We start from the raw sequence: 18,731 nt of genomic DNA, 5'->3' as shown, positions 1-18,731 counted from the left end.
TCCAGGGGCTTTTTATTTTCTACATTGCGTTGAAGCCGCGAAAAATTCATTCGGTTTTCCGAACGCGACCCGGCAGTCAATTCGGTTAACCGGATCAGGCGTAGGGATTAGTTTCGCCACAAATATTTAATAACCTTATAAATCAACAATTTAGGCATTTAACCCTGGCCTGGCACGACTCATGCTCTACACTCTTGGACGAACGCCTGAGATGCCAACACTTCAGGAGCTCCCCAGGCGTTCAGCAGTACTAGAGAGCCGAAGAACTGGCTCCATAAAAAAAACAATGTCGAGGAAAATTTGATGCGTATCGTTCCCCATATCCTGGGCGCAGCCATCGCTGCCGCTCTGATCAGCACGCCAGTTTTCGCCGCCGAGCTCACCGGCACCCTGAAGAAGATCAAAGAGTCCGGCACCATCACCCTGGGCCATCGCGACGCTTCCATTCCGTTTTCCTACATTGCAGACGCTTCTGGCAAACCAGTCGGCTACTCCCACGACATCCAGATGCAAGTCGTCGAAGCCCTGAAAAAAGACCTGGACCTGCCGAACCTGCAAGTCAAATACAACCTGGTCACCTCGCAAACCCGTATTCCGCTGGTGCAGAACGGCACCGTTGACCTCGAGTGCGGTTCCACCACCAACAACGTCGAGCGTCAGCAACAAGTTGACTTCTCGGTCGGCATCTTCGAAATCGGTACGCGCCTGCTGTCCAAGAAGGACTCCAAGTACAAGGATTTCGACGATCTTAAAGGCAAGAACGTCGTGACCACCGCTGGCACCACGTCCGAGCGCATCCTCAAGTCGATGAACGCCGACAAGCAGATGGGCATGAACGTGATCTCCGCCAAGGACCACGGCGAATCCTTCCAGATGCTGGAATCGGGCCGCGCCGTTGCCTTCATGATGGACGACGCCCTGCTGGCCGGTGAAGCGGCCAAGGCCAAGAAAGCTTCCGACTGGGAAGTGACTGGCACGCCACAGTCCTATGAAATCTATGGCTGCATGGTGCGCAAAGGCGACGAGCCGTTCAAGAAAGCGGTCGATGATGCCATCAAGGCCACCTACGCTTCGGGCAAGATCAACAAGATCTACGACACCTGGTTCCAGGCGCCAATCCCGCCTAAAGGCCTGAACCTGAACTTCCCGATGAGCGACGAGCTCAAGGCGCTGATCGCCAATCCGACCGACAAAGCGGCTGACGACAAGAAATCCTGATTTCTGACTAGTCTTACCTCCTGAGAGGGCCAATGCCCTTTCGGGAGGTTGTCACTACCTGCTGGCATTTTTGGAAACACTCGAACCGGTGGTTGTCGAGCCGACCGCGTGTGCCCGACCGTCAACGTCGGGTGGGAACGGAGTTCCCCCAGGCAGGTGCTTGAACATCGATTGAATCCGAGGGGAGACCCTAATGAATTACAACTGGGATTGGGGCGTGTTCTTCAAGTCCACCGGCGTGGGCAGCGAGACCTATCTCGACTGGTTCATTTCCGGGCTGGGCTGGACCATCGCTATCGCCATCGTGGCCTGGATCATTGCATTGCTGCTGGGCTCGGTACTGGGCGTAATGCGCACCGTACCGAACCGCATCGTGTCAGGCATCGCGACCTGCTACGTAGAACTGTTCCGTAACGTGCCGCTGCTGGTTCAGCTGTTCATCTGGTACTTCCTGGTGCCCGACCTGCTGCCACAAGACCTGCAGGACTGGTACAAACAGGACCTCAACCCGACCACCTCGGCCTACCTGAGCGTTGTCGTGTGCCTGGGCCTGTTCACCGCCGCCCGGGTCTGCGAACAAGTGCGCACCGGTATCCAGGCGCTGCCCCGCGGCCAGGAATCGGCTGCTCGCGCCATGGGCTTCAAGCTGCCGCAGATCTACTGGAACGTGCTGCTGCCCCAGGCCTATCGCATCATCATTCCACCGCTCACCTCGGAATTCCTCAACGTCTTCAAGAACTCGTCCGTGGCCTCGCTGATCGGCCTGATGGAACTGCTCGCGCAGACCAAGCAGACCGCCGAGTTCTCCGCCAACCTGTTCGAAGCCTTCACCCTGGCGACCCTGATCTACTTCACCCTGAACATGAGCCTGATGTTGCTGATGCGCGTGGTCGAGAAGAAAGTTGCAGTGCCGGGCCTGATTTCCGTAGGGGGTAAATGATGGAATTCGACTTCTCGGGCATCATCCCGTCCCTGCCGGGCCTGTGGAACGGCATGGTGATGACCCTGCAATTGATGGCGCTGGGCGTCGTCGGCGGGATCATCCTCGGTACCATCCTGGCATTGATGCGCTTGTCCCACAACAAGTTGCTGTCGAACCTTGCCGGTGCCTACGTCAACTACTTCCGTTCGATCCCGCTGCTGCTGGTGATCACCTGGTTCTACCTGGCGGTGCCGTTCGTGCTGCGCTGGATCACCGGCGAAGACACCCCGATCGGCGCGTTTGCCTCCTGCATCGTGGCCTTCATGATGTTCGAAGCGGCGTACTTCTGCGAAATCGTCCGTGCCGGTGTGCAGTCGATTCCCAAGGGCCAGATGGGCGCCGCCCAGGCCCTGGGCATGACCTATGGCCAGATGATGCGTTTGATCATCCTGCCCCAGGCATTCCGCAAGATGACACCGCTGTTGCTGCAACAGAGCATCATCCTGTTCCAGGACACCTCGCTGGTCTACGCCGTCGGCCTGGTGGACTTCCTCAACGCTTCGCGGGCCAGTGGCGACATCATTGGCCGTTCCAATGAGTTCCTGGTATTCGCCGGTCTCGTGTACTTCATCATCAGCTTTGCCGCCTCGCAGCTGGTCAAGCGTCTGCAAAAAAGGTTCGCCGTATGATCTCTATCAAGAATATCAACAAGTGGTATGGGGACTTCCAGGTGCTGACTGATTGCAGCACCGACGTCAAGAAAGGTGAGGTGATCGTGGTGTGCGGGCCGTCCGGCTCCGGCAAGTCGACCCTGATCAAGTGCGTCAATGCCCTGGAACCGTTCCAGAAAGGCGACATCGTGGTCGACGGCACTTCGATTGCCGACCCCAAGACCAACCTGCCGAAACTGCGCTCGCGCGTTGGCATGGTGTTCCAGCACTTCGAACTGTTCCCGCACCTGACCATCACCGAAAACCTGACCATCGCGCAGATCAAGGTGTTGGGCCGCAGCAAGGAAGAAGCCACCAAGAAAGGCCTGCAACTGCTCGAGCGCGTCGGCCTCTCGGCCCACGCCCACAAGCATCCGGGCCAGCTCTCCGGTGGTCAGCAGCAGCGTGTGGCGATCGCCCGCGCACTGGCCATGGACCCGATCGTCATGCTGTTCGACGAACCGACCTCGGCGCTGGACCCGGAAATGGTTAACGAAGTGCTGGACGTCATGGTGCAACTGGCCCACGAAGGCATGACCATGATGTGCGTGACCCACGAAATGGGCTTCGCCCGCAAAGTAGCGGACCGGGTGATCTTCATGGACGCCGGCAAGATCATCGAAGACTGCCCTAAGGAAGAGTTCTTCGGCGACATCAGCGCTCGCGCCGAACGTACACAGCACTTCCTGAACAAGATCCTGCAGCACTAAGCAGCACACCGCTCCTCGCCCCCGTGTAGGAGCGAGCTTGCTCGCGATGGTGGGTCAGCTACATCACTGTTGACTGACACTCCATCGCGAGCAGGCTCGCTCCTACACAGGGACTGCGCGGATTTGTAGATTTGTGTTGTGGTTGACCCAAGGCATCTGTGATGAAATGCGACCCCACTCTTTATCGCGCCGCACCGCCATCACTCGCCGTGAAACCTCGTCTGATCCGCCACCTGTTCCTGCCGCCGCTGATCATCCTGCTGATGCTCGCACTGGGGCTGCTCGGCTTCTGGATCAGTGAGCACTACGGCATTCGCAGCCTCGGCGAAAACGGCCAACGCCAGCTGGAACTGCACGCCCGTGCGGTGGAAAGCGAGATCAGCAAATACACCTACCTGCCTAGCCTGCTGGAACTCGAATCGAGTGTTTCGCAGTTGCTGGCCGAACCGTCGCCGGAACACCGGCAAGCGGTCAATAATTACCTTGAAGGCCTGAACCGGCGCAGCCGCAGTCGGGCCATCTACGTGATGGACACCACCGGCCGAGTCCTGGCCACCAGCAACTGGCGCGACGTCGACAGTTACCTGGGCGAAGACCTGTCCTTCCGTGCCTATTTCCAGAACGCAGTACGCGGCCAGCCCGGGCGCTTCTACGGGATCGGCAGCACCAACGGCGAACCCGGCTACTACCTGGCCCACGGCCTCGAAGAGCAAGGCAAGATCATCGGCGTCGCGGTGGTCAAGGTGCGCCTGGAAGCCCTGGAAGAACGCTGGCAGCGCGCCCGCCTGGAAGCCTTCGTCAGCGATGAGAACGGCATCATCATTCTCTCCAGCGACCCGGCGCGACGGCTCAAGGCCGTGCGTCCACTGAGCGACGACACCAAGGAGCGCCTGGCCCGCAGCCTGCAATACTACTGGTTCCCGCTCAATGAGCTGGAGCCGCTGGCCCGCGAACGCCTGGCCGAAGGCGTGGAGAAACTGACCTTCCCGGCCAACGCCGAAGTGGTCTCCGACGACGAGGCCATCAGCTACCTGTCGCAGACCCGCCCCCTGAGCGACACACCGTGGAATTTCACCCTGCTGACACCGCTCCAGGACCTGCGGCGCGAGGCGATCAACCAGGGCATCCTGGTCGCAGTGGCCTTCGCCCTGGTGGCGTTCCTGCTGATCGCCTGGAACGAGCGCCGCAAGGTCATCGCCACCCGCCTCGCGGCCCGGGAAGCCCTGCAGGAAGCCAACAATCAACTGGAGCGACGGATAACCGAACGCACCACTGACCTGCGAGCCAGCAACGAACGCCTCAAGGGCCAGATTCGCGAACGACGCCTGGCCGAGGAAACCCTGCGCCATGCCCAGGATGAATTGGTACAGGCCGGTAAACTGGCGGCCATCGGCCAAATGTCCACCAGCATTGCCCATGAACTGAACCAGCCCCTGGCGGCGTTGCGCACCCTGTCCGGCAACACCGTACGGTTTCTCGAACGTGGCCAACTGGACACCGCCAGTGCCAACCTGAAAACCATCAATGAACTGATCGATCGCATGGGTCGCATCACGGCCAGCCTGCGCTCCTTTGCCCGGCGCGGCGACGACAAGGGCCAGGCCAGCCTGGGCAAAGCGGTCGATGCGGCCCTGCAACTGCTGGGCGCGCGCCTGGAACACAGCGGCCTGCAGTTGCACCGCGCGTTCACTGACGAACAAGTGTCGATCGACCAGACCCGCCTGGAGCAGATCCTGGTCAACCTGATCGGCAATGCCCTGGATGCCATGCAGGCGCAAGCTGCGCCCCAATTGTGGCTCGAGGGTGAGGCAGTGGACGGCAAGTACCGGCTGCACGTACGCGACAACGGCCACGGCATTGACGCCGAGGCGCGCAAGCATCTGTTCGAACCCTTCTTTACCACCAAGCCTGGTGAACAGGGCCTGGGCCTCGGCCTGACCCTGTCGGCAAGCCTGGCCGCCGCGACCGGCGGCAGCCTGGGTGTCGAACACCCGGCCAGCGGTGGTACCGCATTTGTCCTCAGCTTACCCTTGGTAAGCCCCCTGCCCGTCGAGCCGATATGAACAACGATCTTAGTGTGCTGATCGTCGAAGACGATCCCCATGTCCTGCTCGGTTGCCAGCAGGCCTTGGCCCTGGAAGACATCCCCTGCACTGGCGTTGGCAGCGCTGAAGAAGCCCTGGCGCAGGTGGGCGACAACTTTGCCGGGATCGTCATCAGCGACATCCGCCTGCCGGGCATCGATGGCATGGAGCTGCTGGGTCGGCTCAAGGCTCGCGATCGCAGCTTGCCGGTGGTGCTGATCACCGGGCACGGCGACATTTCGATGGCTGTCGACGCCATGCAAAAAGGCGCCTACGACTTCATGGAGAAACCCTTCTCCCCCGAGCGCCTGGTGGACGTTGCCCGACGTGCCCTGGAGCAACGCAGCCTGGCCCGCGAAGTCAGCTCCTTGCGCCGGCAACTGGCTGAACGCGACTCACTGGAAGGCCGGATCATTGGGCGCTCGCCCGCCATGCAGCACCTGCGCGAACTGATCGCCAACGTCGCCGACACGTCGGCCAACGTGCTGATCGAAGGCGAGACCGGCACCGGCAAGGAGTTGGTTGCCCGTTGCCTGCACGACTTCAGTCGCCGCCAGGCCCAGCCTTTTGTCGCACTGAACTGCGGTGGCCTGCCGGAAAACCTGTTTGAAAGCGAAATCTTCGGGCATGAGGCGAACGCCTTTACCGGCGCCGGCAAACGGCGGATCGGCAAGATCGAACATGCCAACGGCGGCACCTTGTTCCTCGACGAAGTGGAAAGCATGCCGTTGCCCCTGCAGATCAAACTGCTGCGGGTATTGCAGGAACGCACCCTGGAGCGCCTGGGTTCGAACCAGAGCGTGGCGGTCGATTGCCGGGTGATTGCCGCCACCAAGTCCGACCTCGACGAACTGGGCCGCGCCGGCCAGTTCCGCAGCGACCTGTATTACCGCCTCAACGTGGTGACCCTGGAGCTGCCGCCGCTGCGCGAACGCCGCGAGGACATCCTGCAACTGTTCGAGCACTTCCTGCAGCAATCATCGCTGCGCTTCGACCGCGCTGTCCCGGACCTGGACAACCAGACCCTGTCGCACCTGATGAGCCACGACTGGCCGGGCAACGTGCGCGAACTGCGCAACGTCGCCGAACGCTTTGCCCTCGGCCTGCCGGCGTTCAAGAAGTCCGGCGCCACTGGCGCAGCCCAGGGCCTGGGGTTTTCCGAGGCGGTGGAAGCCTTCGAGCGCAACCTGCTGAGCGATGCCTTGCAACGCAGCGGCGGCAACCTGACCCAGGCCAGCCTGGAATTGGGCATGGCCAAGACCACGCTGTTCGACAAGGTCAAGAAGTACGGCCTCAGCCACTAACCCAGCGAGAACAGTCGTGGATCTATTGTTGAAAGCGGCCCTTGGCGCGGCGGTGGTGGTGATAATCGCCGCCCTGGCCAAGACCAAAAACTACTACATCGCCGGCCTGGTGCCGCTGTTTCCGACCTTCGCCCTGATCGCCCACTACATCGTCGGCAAGGGCCGCTCGCTGGACGACCTGAAGACCACCATCGTGTTTGGCATGTGGTCGATCATTCCGTACTTCGTGTACCTGGCGACCCTGTATGTGATGGTCGATCGCATGCGCCTCGAGGCATCGCTGGCCGTGGCGGCCGTGGCTTGGTTGGTGGCGGCGACGGCGCTGGTCAGCGTCTGGGTTCGCCTGCACAGCTGATCGCAATCCCCTGTCACAGCCGTGCAGGAGCGCCCGCGATTGCTGGCCCATCCCTTGCATTTATCCCCCGAAGCCCATCGGCCGGCCTTCATAATCGATGAAGTCGGTGTCCGGGAGGGGTGCAAGGATGAACACTGACCTTGAACATTTTAGATCTCGACCACAGCCTGACTGCCCAGGCACCGATCGCAAAATTGCTCGACAGCGGTCGCGCCAAACGCCTGGACCTGCTCGACCTCGGCCCGAAATTGCGGCTCTGGTCCAGTGAACGCACCTGGCTGCGCTTTTGCGAACGCCTGCGACAACGCCCCCGGCACAGCGGCCCGCAGCCGGAAATCTTCTTCGTCGGCTCCGGCGACTACCACCATTTGACCCCGGCCTTTCTGACCGACTTGCCGGAACCAACCAGCCTGATCCACCTCGACAACCACCCTGACTGGGTCCGGTTCGCGCCGCGTCGGCATTGCGGCTCATGGGTCAACCAGGCACTGAAACTGCCGAACATCCAGCGCATCGTCACCCTAGGCCCGTGTAGCGAGGACCTGCAAAACCCCCAGCTCAAGGGCGGCAACCTGAGTGCGCTGAGCCGCGGCGTATTGCAACTGTTCCCCTGGCAGCACGCGCCGTCGAGGATTTGGGGGCGGGTCGGCGATGGGGCCGGGCATCGACAGCAGGAAAACCTGCTGCACTGGCACAACCTGGCGGATCTGGACTGGCCAGCATTTCTCCAGCAACTGATCGCCAGCCTGCCTACGCAAGCAGTGTGGATCACTATCGACAAGGATGTGCTGGCCAGTGCGGACGCCGCGACCAACTGGGATCAAGGCGCCATGCGGTTGAGCCATCTGGTGCAGGCGATACGCATGCTGGCAGCCGACAAACGCATCCTCGGCATCGACATCTGTGGCGACTACGCCAGCCCGGGCTTCAGCAATGTCCTGAAACGCTGGGAAGCCAGGTCCGACCAGCCCCCAGCCGAGCGCTGGAGCGAAGCCGACCTGCTGCACAATGCCGCGACCAACCAAACCCTGATCGAGTTATTCGAGGAGCTGTTCCCATGACCTTCACGGTGATCGTACTGGTAGCGATTTCCATTGTGCTGGACGTCATCGGCCAGCTCTGTTTCAAGCTCGGCCTGGACCGTTTGCCGGAGCTCGAAGGCGGGTTTCGCCTGAATGCGTTCTGGGGCCAGGTGTTCAACACACCGCTGCTGTGGTGCGGGGTCGTCACCTACGTGATCGAGTTCTTCATCTGGCTCGAAGCCCTGTCCAGGGCGCCGCTGAGCCTGTTGTTTCCGGCGGCGGCGCTGGCCTATTGCGGCGTGGTATTGGCGGGCAAGGTGATCCTTGGCGAACACGTCAGCCGCCGGCGCTGGCTCGGCACTCTGGTGATTACGGCGGGCGTCATGCTCGTGTGTGCCGTCAATGCATAAGAATCGAGCGATGATCAGCCGCAAAGCCGACTGGCTACACGAACGCCTCGGCACCGTTGTCCTATGGGTACTCTTGATCGTATTGGAAAGCGCGGGCCAGATCGCGACCAAGGTCGGTGGCGATCAACTGGGGCAAATGGACTTCAACCTGCAATGGCTGCTGGCAGTGGCGGGAAACGTCGGAGTCTGGCTGGCAATTGCCTGCTACTTCGGTGCGTTCTTCGTGTGGATGCTGATTCTGCGGCGCAGTCATTTATCCCTGGCCTTTCCCCTGAGTTCACTGGTGTTCGTTGGCGTATTGTTGGGGTCCTGGCTTTGGTTGGGAGAACACATCAGCCTGCTGCATTGGGTGGGGGTGGCGGTGATCATGGGAGGAATTGTGTTGTTGGCTGGAGGTGAAGAAGCCTGAAGGTTGGGCTCCTCCCTCTTTCGTTCGGCGCCTCCAGGGGGCAATAAGATCAAGCACCAAAGCAAGGCGGATACGCATCCCCCTATGGGGCTGGTTTTCCAGCAATCCAGAGTCAGTCGAATGTATAGGCAAGCGCCACCTGCACTTCGCCCTGGCTCCTATCGCCAACGGCTTTGACGATGCTGCTGTCCGCCGCGTGCCCCATCAGGCGAATCCAGCTAGCGCTGCTCAACAGCGACCAGTTCAGCGCCAGGGGAAACTCGAAGCTCTGGGTCAACGTGACTTTCTGCAAACCGCCACCGGCGTTGTACGGGGCGATCCCCGAAGATCGGGCCTCATCACCATCCACGCCAAAAAACGTCTGGTTCTGCCGGGCATCGGCGAAATGCGCAGTCAGGTTATTGCTGCCGATCACCCCGCCGCCCAGTGGATAACCCGCCTCGCCACCCACTCTTGCCAACACACCCCCGCCGCGCCCGCCAACCGCCTGACCGACGAACGCGAATACCCGCCAGAAATCAGCCGGGGCGTACTGTACAAACCCGCCCAACACTCCCCTGCCAGGCACATCACGCAAGCCCTGCAATTCACCGTTGGAGGTGCGACCTGGCAGGTAGTTGACGAACGGACCGGCGGCGAAACCGCTGACGCTCAGCGCGTCCCAGGTCATCCCGTCATCGGTGCCCAGGCTTACATCGCCCCAACCCAAATCAAGGTACGGCACCGGCCGGGTTTCATAACCAGTGCCGCTCGGGTCGCGAGGCTGGTAGCTGAGGCCGGAACCAACTTCGCCGGTGATGTCATCGGCCATGGCGCGGGCCGAAAGGCAGGTCAGCGCAGCGATCAATGCAACAGTAATCCTCGACATGAGGTGATTCCTGAAACGGGATTGGCGCGCATCAATCCCCGGATTGCCTCGACCACGCAAGCACTCATGTTGATTGTAGGAGCCTATAAAAATTGTAGCTGCGCCTACACCAAAACTCGCCAACCCCCCGGCCCCACGAGACCAGGCACGACTGGCACAGTCCCTGCTCTACCCCTTGGCAAGCGCACAACGCGCACCCAGCCCAATAGGTACAACAGATGATTGACTGGCATATCGTGTGTGATTTCGACGGGACCATCACCCGCACCGACGTGATCGACAGCATCCTCCAGCGTTTCGCCGACCCGGGCTGGAAGGCGATCGAAAACTCATGGGTGGCGGGCGACATCGGCTCTCGTGAGTGCCTCAGCCGCCAGCTTTCGCTGGTAAAGGCCACACCAACCGAACTGCTCGACCTCTTCGACACTATCGAAATCGATCCGGACTTCCCCGACTTTGTCGACCACGTCATCGGCCTCGGCGCGTCCTTCGAAGTGGTCAGCGACGGCATCGAACAAGCCATTGCAAGGATCCTGGCACGCCACTACGCGAGTCTCTTGCCGATTCTCGCCAACCGCTTGCGCCAGATCGACTGCAGCCAATGGCGCATCGACTTCCCGCATGCCAGCGATGCCTGTCGCGCCGCTGCTGGCAACTGCAAGTGCAGGTCTACAGCCACTGCCCGTCGGGTGCTGGTGATCGGTGACGGCCAGTCCGACATGTGCGTAGCCGCCACCGCGGATTTCGTGTTCGCCAAGGATCGCCTGGCCGAGCACTGCAAACGTAACAGCATTGCTTACGCCCGCTTCGACAGCTTCGCCGAACTTCCAGCCCTGCTGGCCCTGCTGCCAAGCGTCAGCACCACCAACGCCACGTATTTCAATCTCGACACCCAGGAGCCCTTCCACCATGCCTGATATTCGAATCGCCACCGCCGAAGACCAGATACTTCTGGAAAAAGAAGCTCGGTACTGCTCCTACGGCGACACCGTTCACTACATCGAGCCCCCCCGAATTTTCAGCCGCTGTAAAGGTTCCTATGTCTGGGACACTAGCGACCAAGCCTACCTCGACCTGCAGATGTGGTACTCGGCGGTCAACTTCGGCTACGCCAACCCGCGCCTGAACAATGCGCTGAAACAGCAGATCGATGCCTTGCCACAAATCGCCAGCCAGTATCTGCACAAGGGCAAGATTGAGCTCTCGGAGATGATCGCGGTCGACGCAAAGAACAAGTTCGGACTCGACGGGCGCGTGCACTTCAACGTAGGTGGCTCACAGTCCATCGAGGACTCGTTGAAAATCGTACGCAACGCCTCTCAGGGCAAAAGCCTGATGTTCGCCTTCGAGGGTGGTTATCACGGGCGCACACTCGGTGCTTCGTCGATCACCTCCAGTTATCGCTATCGACGCCGCTATGGCCATTTCGGCGAACGCGCCAACTTCGTCCCGTTTCCGTACCACTTTCGCGGTCCGAAAGGCATGACCAAGGAAGAGTACGGCAGTCACTGCGTGAAGCAATTCGCCAGGTTGTTCGAGACTGAATACAACGGCGTCTGGGACCCGAAAGTCGGCCAGTGCGAATACGCTGCGTTCTATGTCGAACCGATCCAGGGTACCGGCGGCTATGTCATCCCGCCGGTGAACTTCTATAGCGAACTTAAGCATGTACTGGACCAACACGGCATTTTGCTAGTGGTCGACGAAATCCAGATGGGCTTCTACCGCACCGGCAAGCTGTGGTCGATCGAGCACTTCGACGTCAAACCAGATGTGATTGTCTTCGGCAAAGCCTTGACCAACGGCCTCAATCCCCTCGGCGGGCTCTGGGCCAGGGAAGAGCTGATCAACCCGAAGATTTTCCCGCCTGGGTCGACCCACTCGACGTTTGCTTCCAACCCACTGGGCACGGCAGTCGGCCTGGAAATGTTCAAGATGACCCACGAGTTCGATTACGGCGCGATGGTCTTGGACAAGGGCAAGTATTTCCTCGAAGGATTGAAAGACTTGCAGAAACGCTACCCGATCATCGGTGATGTCGACGGTCTGGGGTTGGCCCTGCGTTGCGAAATCTGCGGGCCGGACGGTTTCACTCCAGACAAAGAAACCCTCGACTTCATGGTCGAAGAGGGCATGAAGGGCGACATCGAAATCGACGGCACACGGCTAGGCCTGATCCTTGATGTGGGGGGGTACTACAAAAACGTGATAACCCTGGCGCCGTCGCTGGAGATCAGCTACTCGGAAATCGACCTTGCCATCGCCCTGCTCGATCGTCTGCTGCATCGGGCGATGCAGCGATGAACGCCCTGCTTTCACCCGAAGCGGTCGACATCGGCGAAGGCAACAGCGGGTTCATTCTCGGCAGCGGGACTGTGGCGGTGTTGCTGATTCACGGCCTGACCGGCACCCCGACGGAACTGCGTCGCGTGGCCATGGGCCTGGCCGCGGCGGGGTATACGGTCTACGTGCCAACCCTGGCCGGGCACTGTGGCAATAACGCAGACCTGCGAGCCACGGGATGGCACGACTGGTACCAGAGCGCACGCAATACCTACCTCGGTGTGCGGCGCAAACACGAACGCGTTTTCGTTGGCGGATTGTCCATGGGCGCAGTGCTGTCGATGTACCTGGCAGCCGAACATCCGGGACAGATCGAGGGCTTGCTGCTGTATTCGACGACCCTGCGTTACGACGGCTGGAACATGCCAAAAGCGGCTGTACTCATACCGTTGCTGATGGCGATTCCATTCGGTGTACACCTTTGCCGCTTCACCGAAAAATCACCCTTCGGGATCAAGGACGAACGCCTGCGGGCAATCGTCGAGCGGCAGATGAAGGCAGGTGAAAGCGCTAATGCCGGGCTGTTGACCCTGTCCGGGGTCAGTGTTCGTGAATTGCACCGGTTAGTCGCTGTTGTGAAAAAACGCATGCCGCAAATCACCACCCAGGCACTGGTGGTGCATTCGCGCGAAGACGATATCACCAGCCGCTGGAATGCCGACTATGTGGAACGCAAACTCGGCGGCCCGGTCGTGAAAATCCTGCTCGACGACTGCTACCACATGATTACTGTCGACCTGCAATACCGGCTGGTGGTGGAGTTGAGCGTGGATTTTATCCAACAACGTTTCAAGCAGCAGTCCAACACCCCGCCTGCCATGCGCCAAGCGTCCCGGCAATTGGCTTAAAACAAGGAAACCCCGTGATCACTGCCCTTGCCTTTTCGACCATCGAGGCCATCGATCGCGATGCCTGGAACGATTGTTTCCCTGCCGAGCTGGAAGATTGGGATTACTACCGGGCTGTTGAACGGGCAGGTATTGCCGACTTTCAATGGCGCTATCTGGCGCTGTACGAGCAACAGGTATTGATCGCGGCAGCCGTGGCATTCACCACGGATTATTCACTGGACACCACGGTTCAAGGCCTAGGCAAGCGCATCAGCGAGCGGGTGCGCCGCTGGTGTCCGGGACTGCTCGACATCCCGCTCTACGCCCTGGGCTCACCGGTGACCGAGCGCTGCCATGCCGGCACGGCTGGGCATATCGCCGCCTCCCGGCGCCCCACCTTGCTTGGACAGTTGTTGATCCTGGCCCGTAACGATGCGGACAAGGCAGGCATTGGTCTATTGGCAGTGAAGGACGCGTCTCACCGTGACCCGCAGTGGTTGCAGGCCTGCCACGACGCTGGCCTGCAAAGCATGCCCGGCTTGCCCGGCGCCGAACTGCCCATCACTTTCGCCAGCCTCGACGCTTACCTGGGCACCCTCGGCAAATCCACCCGCAAGGACCTGCGCCGCACCTTGCGCGCCCAGGGGCCAAGTATCGAGTGGCGAAGGGAAGTGGAGGATTTTCTGCCCGTCATGATGCAGCTCTACGAAGCCACACTGAACCGCAGTGACCTGACGTTCGAACGCTTGCCACCGACCTACTTCCGCCAGGTGCTGGAACAACTCGATGAACGAGCCGCCTGCGTACTCTATTGGCTCAACGAAGAACTGGTCGCGTTCAACCTGGTATTGCTGGACGACCAGCGACTGGTGGACAAGTTTTTCGCCCACGACCTTAGCCGCACCCGCGAACACAATCTGTACATGCGTAGTTGGCTGGCCAACGTCGACTACTGCATTGAACATGGTCTTACGATCTATGCATGCGGCCAGGCCGGATATGCCGGTAAGCTGCGCCTGGGTTGCTCGTTTACCGGTAACACGGTGTTTTTCCGCCACCGCAACCGCTGGCTCAACGGCTTGTTGCGCGGAGTGAAAATGTTCATCCGTCCAGACCGATCCGACCCTGCCATGGCTGCTGCGATAAGCGAAACCCGATGACCAAAGTCCCACGCCCCAACGCCCGAGCTTTCGCCCTTTCCAGCTGGAGCCTACAACGCAAACTGGTGCTGGCTTTCTGGCTGGTCAGCGTGATTCCGACGATGGTCGCCGCCAAACTCGCGGCCATCACCCTGTCGCAGATTTTCGACAGCAACGTGCGGATCTGGCTGCAGGAATCGACCGCGATCGTCGAGGACGAAATCAGCGCAATTCTGCGGAACAACGCCAGGGCTGCACAGTTGTTCCTGCGCTATACGCGCCCCCCCACGGACCGGTTGTCGAGCCAACACGACAACCTGACCACTGACATCGCCGACTCAATGGGCATCGACGTAGTGGCAGTGGTACGCGATAGCGATCACAAAGTGGTGTTCAGCACCGTCGCCAACGACATCGTCCGCCAGATCAGCACCGCCCCCAAAGCGATACTGCAAACCCTGCAAGTTGCTGGCGTAACAACCGGTGCCGTAGTTTCGACCTTCGAGACCGAACAGGACGGCGTCGAGTACACACTGGTGACCGCCACTTACCTGGACAAGAGCTTTCTCACCAGCGTGGCCGACGTGCATTCCCTGGATCTGCGGCTGTACCTGGCCAAGGCAGATGACTTCTCGGAAATCTTCTCGACGCAGCACTTCGAAGATCACCCCATGAAGATGCCGGCAAAAATCGAACAGTCCATGCGCCTGAGCAAACAGCCCATCGAGCAATTTACCAGCCACTACAGCGGTATCTACCAGCCAATTCTCAACGAAAACGGCGAGCTGCAAGGCGTGGTCTTCAGCGGGTTGCTGCGCCGTAGCAGCCTAGTCGGACAGGTGAGCCAAAGTAACCTTTTTATCCTGATTTTCCTGCTCAGCTCGGCGGCCTCATTGGCGGTCGGCTGGTTGGTTTCGCAACGACTGACCACCCCACTGCGATGGTTGTCCAAGGGCGTACAAGCCGTGAGTACCGGGGATTATCGTCAGCGCTTGCCAGTCACCGGCGGTGACGAACTGGCGGAATTGAGCAGCACCTTCAACCACATGAGCGAGCGCCTCGGCCAGTTGCAGCATCTGGAAGCGCAACTGCGCCGCCGCGACCGTTTACATGCGTTGGGCGAGGTTGCGATGGGCCTGGCCCATGAAATCCGCAACCCGCTGGGTATCATCAAAACCGCGACGCAACTGCTGCATCGGCGCGCCGATCTCCCGGAGTCCGACAAGCGCCACCTGAAATACGTCATCAACGAAGTCAGTCGGATCAACGACCTGATCAGCGACTTTCTCGAATTCGCCAAGCCCAGCGCGCCAATGCGTTCGACACAAGCAGCGCGGTCGCTGGTAGATGAGTTGCTGGGCTTTTGCGCGCCGGAGTTGGCCAGTCACCACATCGACGTGCACATTGACGATCAAGCCCCCGGGGCCACCGTTCACGCCGACCCGCGGCAATTCAAGCAGGCCGGACTAAACCTGATCGTCAACGCCATCGATGCCATGCCCAATGGTGGACACCTGACCCTTGCGATCAGCAGCGATTCGCCCTACACGGTGATCAGCATCAGCGACACCGGCGCGGGGATCGAACCGGACATGCTCGAACGCATTTTCACACCGTTCGTCACCACCAAGGCCTCGGGCACTGGCCTGGGCCTGGCGAAGGTGTACTCGATCATGGAAAGTCATGAAGGACGTATCGAGTGCACCAGTGGAAAAAATGCCGGCGCGACATTCAGCCTCTACATTCCGGTCAAAGGTGAAAAGCTCGACGAGCGTTGCGATGACACATAACGTGCTGGTGGTCGACGACGAGCCCAAGCTCTGCGACCTGCTGGCGTCGGCGTTGAGTCAAAACGCGATCACGGTGTTCACTGCAGGCAATGGCTTGCATGCCCTGAAAGTCCTGGGGGAAGAAGACATTGACCTGGTTATCAGCGACTGGCGCATGCCCGGCATGGACGGTGCGCAGTTACTGGCGACAATAAAAAGCCGTTTCCCGCACTTGCCAGTGATCGTCATGACGGCCTACAGCACTGTGAAAAACGCCGTGCAGTCGATGCGCAACGGAGCGTTCGACTATATCGCCAAGCCGTTCGACATTGATGAACTGGACATCACCATCAGCAAGGCCCTGCAATTTCGCGACATCCTCAAAGACAACCAGCGCATGCGCGCCGAACTGGATGAACACCGGCAAATCGGCAGCCTGATCGGCGACAGCCCGAATTTCCGGCGGGTGTTGCAGGCGATCGATTCGGTGCGTGAAAGCAATGCGACAATTCTGCTGACCGGCGAAAGCGGCACCGGCAAGGAAATGGTCGCCCGGGCTATCCACAAACATGGCAATCGAGCCGACAAGCCCTTCGTCACGGTGAACTGTGCAGCCATCCCCGAAGGATTGCTGGAAAGTGAAATGTTCGGCCATCGCAAAGGCGCCTTTACCGGAGCCGTAGCTGATCGCGTCGGGCGCTTCATGCAAGCGGACAAGGGCACGCTGTTCCTCGATGAAATTGGCGACATGCCGTTGACCTTGCAAGCGAAGATCCTGCGGGCGCTGCAGGAGCGTGTGTTTGAGCCGGTGGGCGATACCCGCGAGCGCAAGACAGATGTGCGCGTGATTGCGGCAACCAACAAAAACCTGTTGGAGGCGGTGGCCAAAAAAGAGTTTCGCGAAGACCTCTACTACCGTCTCAACGTGTTCCCGATTCCCCTCCCGGCCCTGCGCGAACGGGTAGAAGATATCGCTCCACTGGCCCGGCACTTCGCCCATGTCCTGGGCGCTACAGCCGGCAAACGCATCAGCGGTTTCAGTCCGGTGGCATTGCAGGCCATGGCCAATTACGCGTGGCCTGGCAACATTCGCGAACTGCAGAACTGCGTGGAACGCGCGACCATCGTCGCGTCAGGAGCGGTCATTGACGACAATGATCTGCCGGCGTACCTGTTTGCTTCATCAGCGGCCCCCTGCAGTGCCATTCCCAGTGATGCAATGGGTGTACCGTCGGACCTGGAAGCCACACTGGCGGAAGTCGAAAAAACCTGCATTCTCGCAGCCCTTGCTCAGAGCAACGGTGTCCAGGCCGCAGCGGCGCAGTTGATCGGCATCTCCGAGCGCAGCTTTTGGTACCGACTGAAGAAACTGGGGATTCATGTGCACAAGATCGTGCGTTGAAGCGTGCCCCGCCTCGCGGGGAGAACGGTATTAAAGAAGGTTGTGTTCTGCCACAGGCTCAATCTGCGCCCAGTGCGAGATGTCTTCCCGGTGTTGCTGCAGATAAGGCAACACTGCAGCGAGCAACGGCGCCTTGAAAGCCTCCTGGAAACGATGCGCCAGCCCCGGGATCAGCTTCAGTCGGCTGCCCTGGATATGGGCCGCCAGGTGAATGCCATGCATGACCGGCAGCAACGGGTCGGCCGTGCCATGCACTACCAGGGTGGGAACCCGCAACTTATTGAGCAGCGCGACCCGGCTCTGCTCGGCGAGGATGGCCATAATCTGGCGCTTCACGCCTTCGGGGTTGAACGCCCGGTCATAGGATTGCGCCGCCTGTTGCAACAACGCTTGGCGATCATCGGTGATGTTCGGACTGCCGAGCGCGGCCAGCAGATCAGCCTGCTGCTCCAGGGCGACTTCACGGTTCGGTGCACTGCGCCGCGAGAGCAATTGCACCAGCGCCGCGTTCGGTGCCGGCAACCCTTCGGCCCCGGAACTGCTCATGATCAGCGTCAGGCTTTCCACCCGCTGCGGCGCCATCGCCGCCATATGCTGGGCAATCATCCCGCCCATGCTCGCGCCCAGGACATGGAATTGCTCCACCTGCAGGGCATCCATCAGGCCAAGGCCGTCCTGCGCCATGTCGGTGAGGGTGTACGGTGCCGATACCGGCAAGCCCAGCTTGTAGCGCAACGCTTCGAAAGCCAGGTTGGCGTCGGCGGGTGGCTGGCGCCAGGTCGACAGGCCGACATCCCGATTGTCGTAGCGAATCACCCGGAAACCCTGCTCACAGAGCGCCTGCACCACCTCGTCCGGCCAGTGGATCAGTTGCCCGCCCAGGCCCATCACCAGCAGCAACGCTGGGTCGGACGCGCGACCGATGCTCTGGTACGCCAGGCTCACCTGGGCCAGATCGACCCGTTCGGTCGGCACATTGACGTCACAGCGAGACACCGCAAAAGACGCAAGGCTAAACAGCAACGTGGCCAGAAAGGCCGCCGTCGATAAAAATCTTGTACGCATGAAAAATACCGAAACGCAGAACCCCAGTAGAGCGCGAGTCTGATGAAGTTTGTTCAAGCGCGCTGCCACAGTTGCGTGACAGTTTGATGAAGGGCGCCGGACGGTCATTTCGACGCGATGACTATGTACCGTCTACCCCTGACCTCTAATGGCCTGAGCTCTCACCCATTG

18 protein-coding genes are annotated in these 18,731 nt (G+C 60.2%); 16 read left to right on the top strand and 2 right to left on the bottom strand.

Annotated features, from left to right (window positions below; all coding sequences use genetic code 11):
* The first annotated feature begins 303 nt into the window (after positions 1 to 303).
* The 10 genes from ACIOVD_RS04120 (at position 304) to ACIOVD_RS04075 (ending at position 9,144) form a co-directional block, all read left to right on the top strand.
* Entirely contained in the window at positions 304 to 1,218 is a 915-nt protein-coding gene (locus tag ACIOVD_RS04120; protein WP_095165940.1) for a glutamate/aspartate ABC transporter substrate-binding protein, read from the top strand.
* 193 nt (positions 1,219 to 1,411) lie between these two features.
* Complete coding sequence (locus ACIOVD_RS04115; protein WP_095165942.1) at positions 1,412 to 2,158, top strand: amino acid ABC transporter permease; 747 nt, start codon at positions 1,412 to 1,414, stop codon at positions 2,156 to 2,158.
* Complete coding sequence (locus tag ACIOVD_RS04110) at positions 2,158 to 2,829, top strand: amino acid ABC transporter permease (RefSeq protein ID WP_159997737.1); 672 nt, start codon at positions 2,158 to 2,160, stop codon at positions 2,827 to 2,829. Before ACIOVD_RS04115 ends, ACIOVD_RS04110 begins: the two co-directional genes overlap by 1 nt.
* Positions 2,826 to 3,560 carry an amino acid ABC transporter ATP-binding protein gene (locus ACIOVD_RS04105; RefSeq protein WP_007943546.1) on the top strand — a complete coding sequence of 245 codons (735 nt, stop codon included), beginning with the start codon at positions 2,826 to 2,828 and terminating at the stop codon, positions 3,558 to 3,560. Before ACIOVD_RS04110 ends, ACIOVD_RS04105 begins: the two co-directional genes overlap by 4 nt.
* Before the next feature lie 161 nt (positions 3,561 to 3,721).
* Positions 3,722 to 5,623 (top strand): ATP-binding protein, encoded by a 1,902-nt coding sequence (locus ACIOVD_RS04100; protein WP_159997739.1) that lies wholly within the window; start codon positions 3,722 to 3,724, stop codon positions 5,621 to 5,623.
* The gene (locus ACIOVD_RS04095; protein WP_159997741.1) at positions 5,620 to 6,948 is read left to right on the top strand and encodes a sigma-54 dependent transcriptional regulator; all 1,329 of its coding nucleotides are present in this window, start codon (positions 5,620 to 5,622) and stop codon (positions 6,946 to 6,948) included. Before ACIOVD_RS04100 ends, ACIOVD_RS04095 begins: the two co-directional genes overlap by 4 nt.
* Before the next feature lie 25 nt (positions 6,949 to 6,973).
* The gene (locus ACIOVD_RS04090; protein ID WP_401126388.1) at positions 6,974 to 7,303 is read left to right on the top strand and encodes a GlpM family protein; all 330 of its coding nucleotides are present in this window, start codon (positions 6,974 to 6,976) and stop codon (positions 7,301 to 7,303) included.
* 140 nt (positions 7,304 to 7,443) lie between these two features.
* Positions 7,444 to 8,364 carry an arginase gene (locus ACIOVD_RS04085; RefSeq protein ID WP_401126285.1) on the top strand — a complete coding sequence of 307 codons (921 nt, stop codon included), beginning with the start codon at positions 7,444 to 7,446 and terminating at the stop codon, positions 8,362 to 8,364.
* Positions 8,361 to 8,735: an EamA family transporter gene (locus tag ACIOVD_RS04080; RefSeq protein WP_095165954.1), complete on the top strand. Its 375-nt coding sequence runs from the start codon at positions 8,361 to 8,363 to the stop codon at positions 8,733 to 8,735. The genes ACIOVD_RS04085 and ACIOVD_RS04080 overlap by 4 nt, the downstream gene beginning before the upstream one ends.
* Before the next feature lie 10 nt (positions 8,736 to 8,745).
* Positions 8,746 to 9,144, top strand: a complete 399-nt coding sequence (locus ACIOVD_RS04075; RefSeq protein ID WP_401126283.1) for an EamA family transporter — start codon at positions 8,746 to 8,748, stop codon at positions 9,142 to 9,144.
* A gap of 112 nt (positions 9,145 to 9,256) precedes the next feature.
* On the opposite strand, the gene ACIOVD_RS04070 is transcribed toward ACIOVD_RS04075, so the two are convergent.
* A complete protein-coding gene (locus ACIOVD_RS04070) occupies positions 9,257 to 10,012 on the bottom strand; it encodes a MipA/OmpV family protein (protein WP_401126281.1) in 756 nt (251 codons plus the stop codon).
* Positions 10,013 to 10,230: 218 nt separating this feature from the next.
* Between ACIOVD_RS04070 and ACIOVD_RS04065 the strand changes: the two genes are divergently transcribed.
* From ACIOVD_RS04065 to ACIOVD_RS04040, 6 genes are read left to right on the top strand one after another with little or no spacing between them, the layout of a single operon-like run.
* Positions 10,231 to 10,929, top strand: coding sequence for an MtnX-like HAD-IB family phosphatase (locus tag ACIOVD_RS04065; protein ID WP_401126279.1), 699 nt, complete (start codon positions 10,231 to 10,233; stop codon positions 10,927 to 10,929).
* A complete protein-coding gene (locus ACIOVD_RS04060) occupies positions 10,922 to 12,316 on the top strand; it encodes an aspartate aminotransferase family protein (protein ID WP_401126277.1) in 1,395 nt (464 codons plus the stop codon). Before ACIOVD_RS04065 ends, ACIOVD_RS04060 begins: the two co-directional genes overlap by 8 nt.
* Positions 12,313 to 13,203 (top strand): carboxylesterase, encoded by an 891-nt coding sequence (locus ACIOVD_RS04055; protein ID WP_095165962.1) that lies wholly within the window; start codon positions 12,313 to 12,315, stop codon positions 13,201 to 13,203. Before ACIOVD_RS04060 ends, ACIOVD_RS04055 begins: the two co-directional genes overlap by 4 nt.
* 14 nt (positions 13,204 to 13,217) lie before the next feature.
* Positions 13,218 to 14,345: a GNAT family N-acetyltransferase gene (locus tag ACIOVD_RS04050; RefSeq protein ID WP_401126275.1), complete on the top strand. Its 1,128-nt coding sequence runs from the start codon at positions 13,218 to 13,220 to the stop codon at positions 14,343 to 14,345.
* Complete coding sequence (locus tag ACIOVD_RS04045; protein WP_401126274.1) at positions 14,342 to 16,114, top strand: ATP-binding protein; 1,773 nt, start codon at positions 14,342 to 14,344, stop codon at positions 16,112 to 16,114. Before ACIOVD_RS04050 ends, ACIOVD_RS04045 begins: the two co-directional genes overlap by 4 nt.
* Positions 16,104 to 17,495 (top strand): sigma-54 dependent transcriptional regulator, encoded by a 1,392-nt coding sequence (locus ACIOVD_RS04040; protein ID WP_095165966.1) that lies wholly within the window; start codon positions 16,104 to 16,106, stop codon positions 17,493 to 17,495. The genes ACIOVD_RS04045 and ACIOVD_RS04040 overlap by 11 nt, the downstream gene beginning before the upstream one ends.
* Before the next feature lie 30 nt (positions 17,496 to 17,525).
* On the opposite strand, the gene ACIOVD_RS04035 is transcribed toward ACIOVD_RS04040, so the two are convergent.
* A complete protein-coding gene (locus tag ACIOVD_RS04035; protein ID WP_401126271.1) occupies positions 17,526 to 18,560 on the bottom strand; it encodes an alpha/beta fold hydrolase in 1,035 nt (344 codons plus the stop codon).
* Between the last annotated feature and the right edge of the window lie 171 nt (positions 18,561 to 18,731).

Origin of the sequence: Pseudomonas sp. NPDC087626, from assembly GCF_044743405.1 — a bacterium.
Taxonomy (GTDB): domain Bacteria; phylum Pseudomonadota; class Gammaproteobacteria; order Pseudomonadales; family Pseudomonadaceae; genus Aquipseudomonas.
The sequence above is the reverse complement of the archived record's forward strand: the minus strand, read 5'-3'. Positions and strand labels throughout refer to the sequence as shown.

What these genes read in the sequence shown, in the direction of transcription:
- ACIOVD_RS04120 (WP_095165940.1), top strand. Translation starts at nt 304, where the DNA reads ATGCGTATCGTTCCCCATATCCTGGGCGCAGCCATCGCTGCCGCTCTG.
- ACIOVD_RS04115 (WP_095165942.1), top strand. Translation starts at nt 1,412, where the DNA reads ATGAATTACAACTGGGATTGGGGCGTGTTCTTCAAGTCCACCGGCGTG.
- ACIOVD_RS04110 (WP_159997737.1), top strand. Translation starts at nt 2,158, where the DNA reads ATGGAATTCGACTTCTCGGGCATCATCCCGTCCCTGCCGGGCCTGTGG.
- ACIOVD_RS04105 (WP_007943546.1), top strand. Translation starts at nt 2,826, where the DNA reads ATGATCTCTATCAAGAATATCAACAAGTGGTATGGGGACTTCCAGGTG.
- ACIOVD_RS04100 (WP_159997739.1), top strand. Translation starts at nt 3,722, where the DNA reads ATGAAATGCGACCCCACTCTTTATCGCGCCGCACCGCCATCACTCGCC.
- ACIOVD_RS04095 (WP_159997741.1), top strand. Translation starts at nt 5,620, where the DNA reads ATGAACAACGATCTTAGTGTGCTGATCGTCGAAGACGATCCCCATGTC.
- ACIOVD_RS04080 (WP_095165954.1), top strand. Translation starts at nt 8,361, where the DNA reads ATGACCTTCACGGTGATCGTACTGGTAGCGATTTCCATTGTGCTGGAC.
- ACIOVD_RS04075 (WP_401126283.1), top strand. Translation starts at nt 8,746, where the DNA reads ATGATCAGCCGCAAAGCCGACTGGCTACACGAACGCCTCGGCACCGTT.
- ACIOVD_RS04070 (WP_401126281.1), bottom strand. Translation starts at nt 10,012, where the DNA reads ATGTCGAGGATTACTGTTGCATTGATCGCTGCGCTGACCTGCCTTTCG.
- ACIOVD_RS04065 (WP_401126279.1), top strand. Translation starts at nt 10,231, where the DNA reads ATGATTGACTGGCATATCGTGTGTGATTTCGACGGGACCATCACCCGC.
- ACIOVD_RS04060 (WP_401126277.1), top strand. Translation starts at nt 10,922, where the DNA reads ATGCCTGATATTCGAATCGCCACCGCCGAAGACCAGATACTTCTGGAA.
- ACIOVD_RS04055 (WP_095165962.1), top strand. Translation starts at nt 12,313, where the DNA reads ATGAACGCCCTGCTTTCACCCGAAGCGGTCGACATCGGCGAAGGCAAC.
- ACIOVD_RS04045 (WP_401126274.1), top strand. Translation starts at nt 14,342, where the DNA reads ATGACCAAAGTCCCACGCCCCAACGCCCGAGCTTTCGCCCTTTCCAGC.
- ACIOVD_RS04040 (WP_095165966.1), top strand. Translation starts at nt 16,104, where the DNA reads ATGACACATAACGTGCTGGTGGTCGACGACGAGCCCAAGCTCTGCGAC.
- ACIOVD_RS04035 (WP_401126271.1), bottom strand. Translation starts at nt 18,560, where the DNA reads ATGCGTACAAGATTTTTATCGACGGCGGCCTTTCTGGCCACGTTGCTG.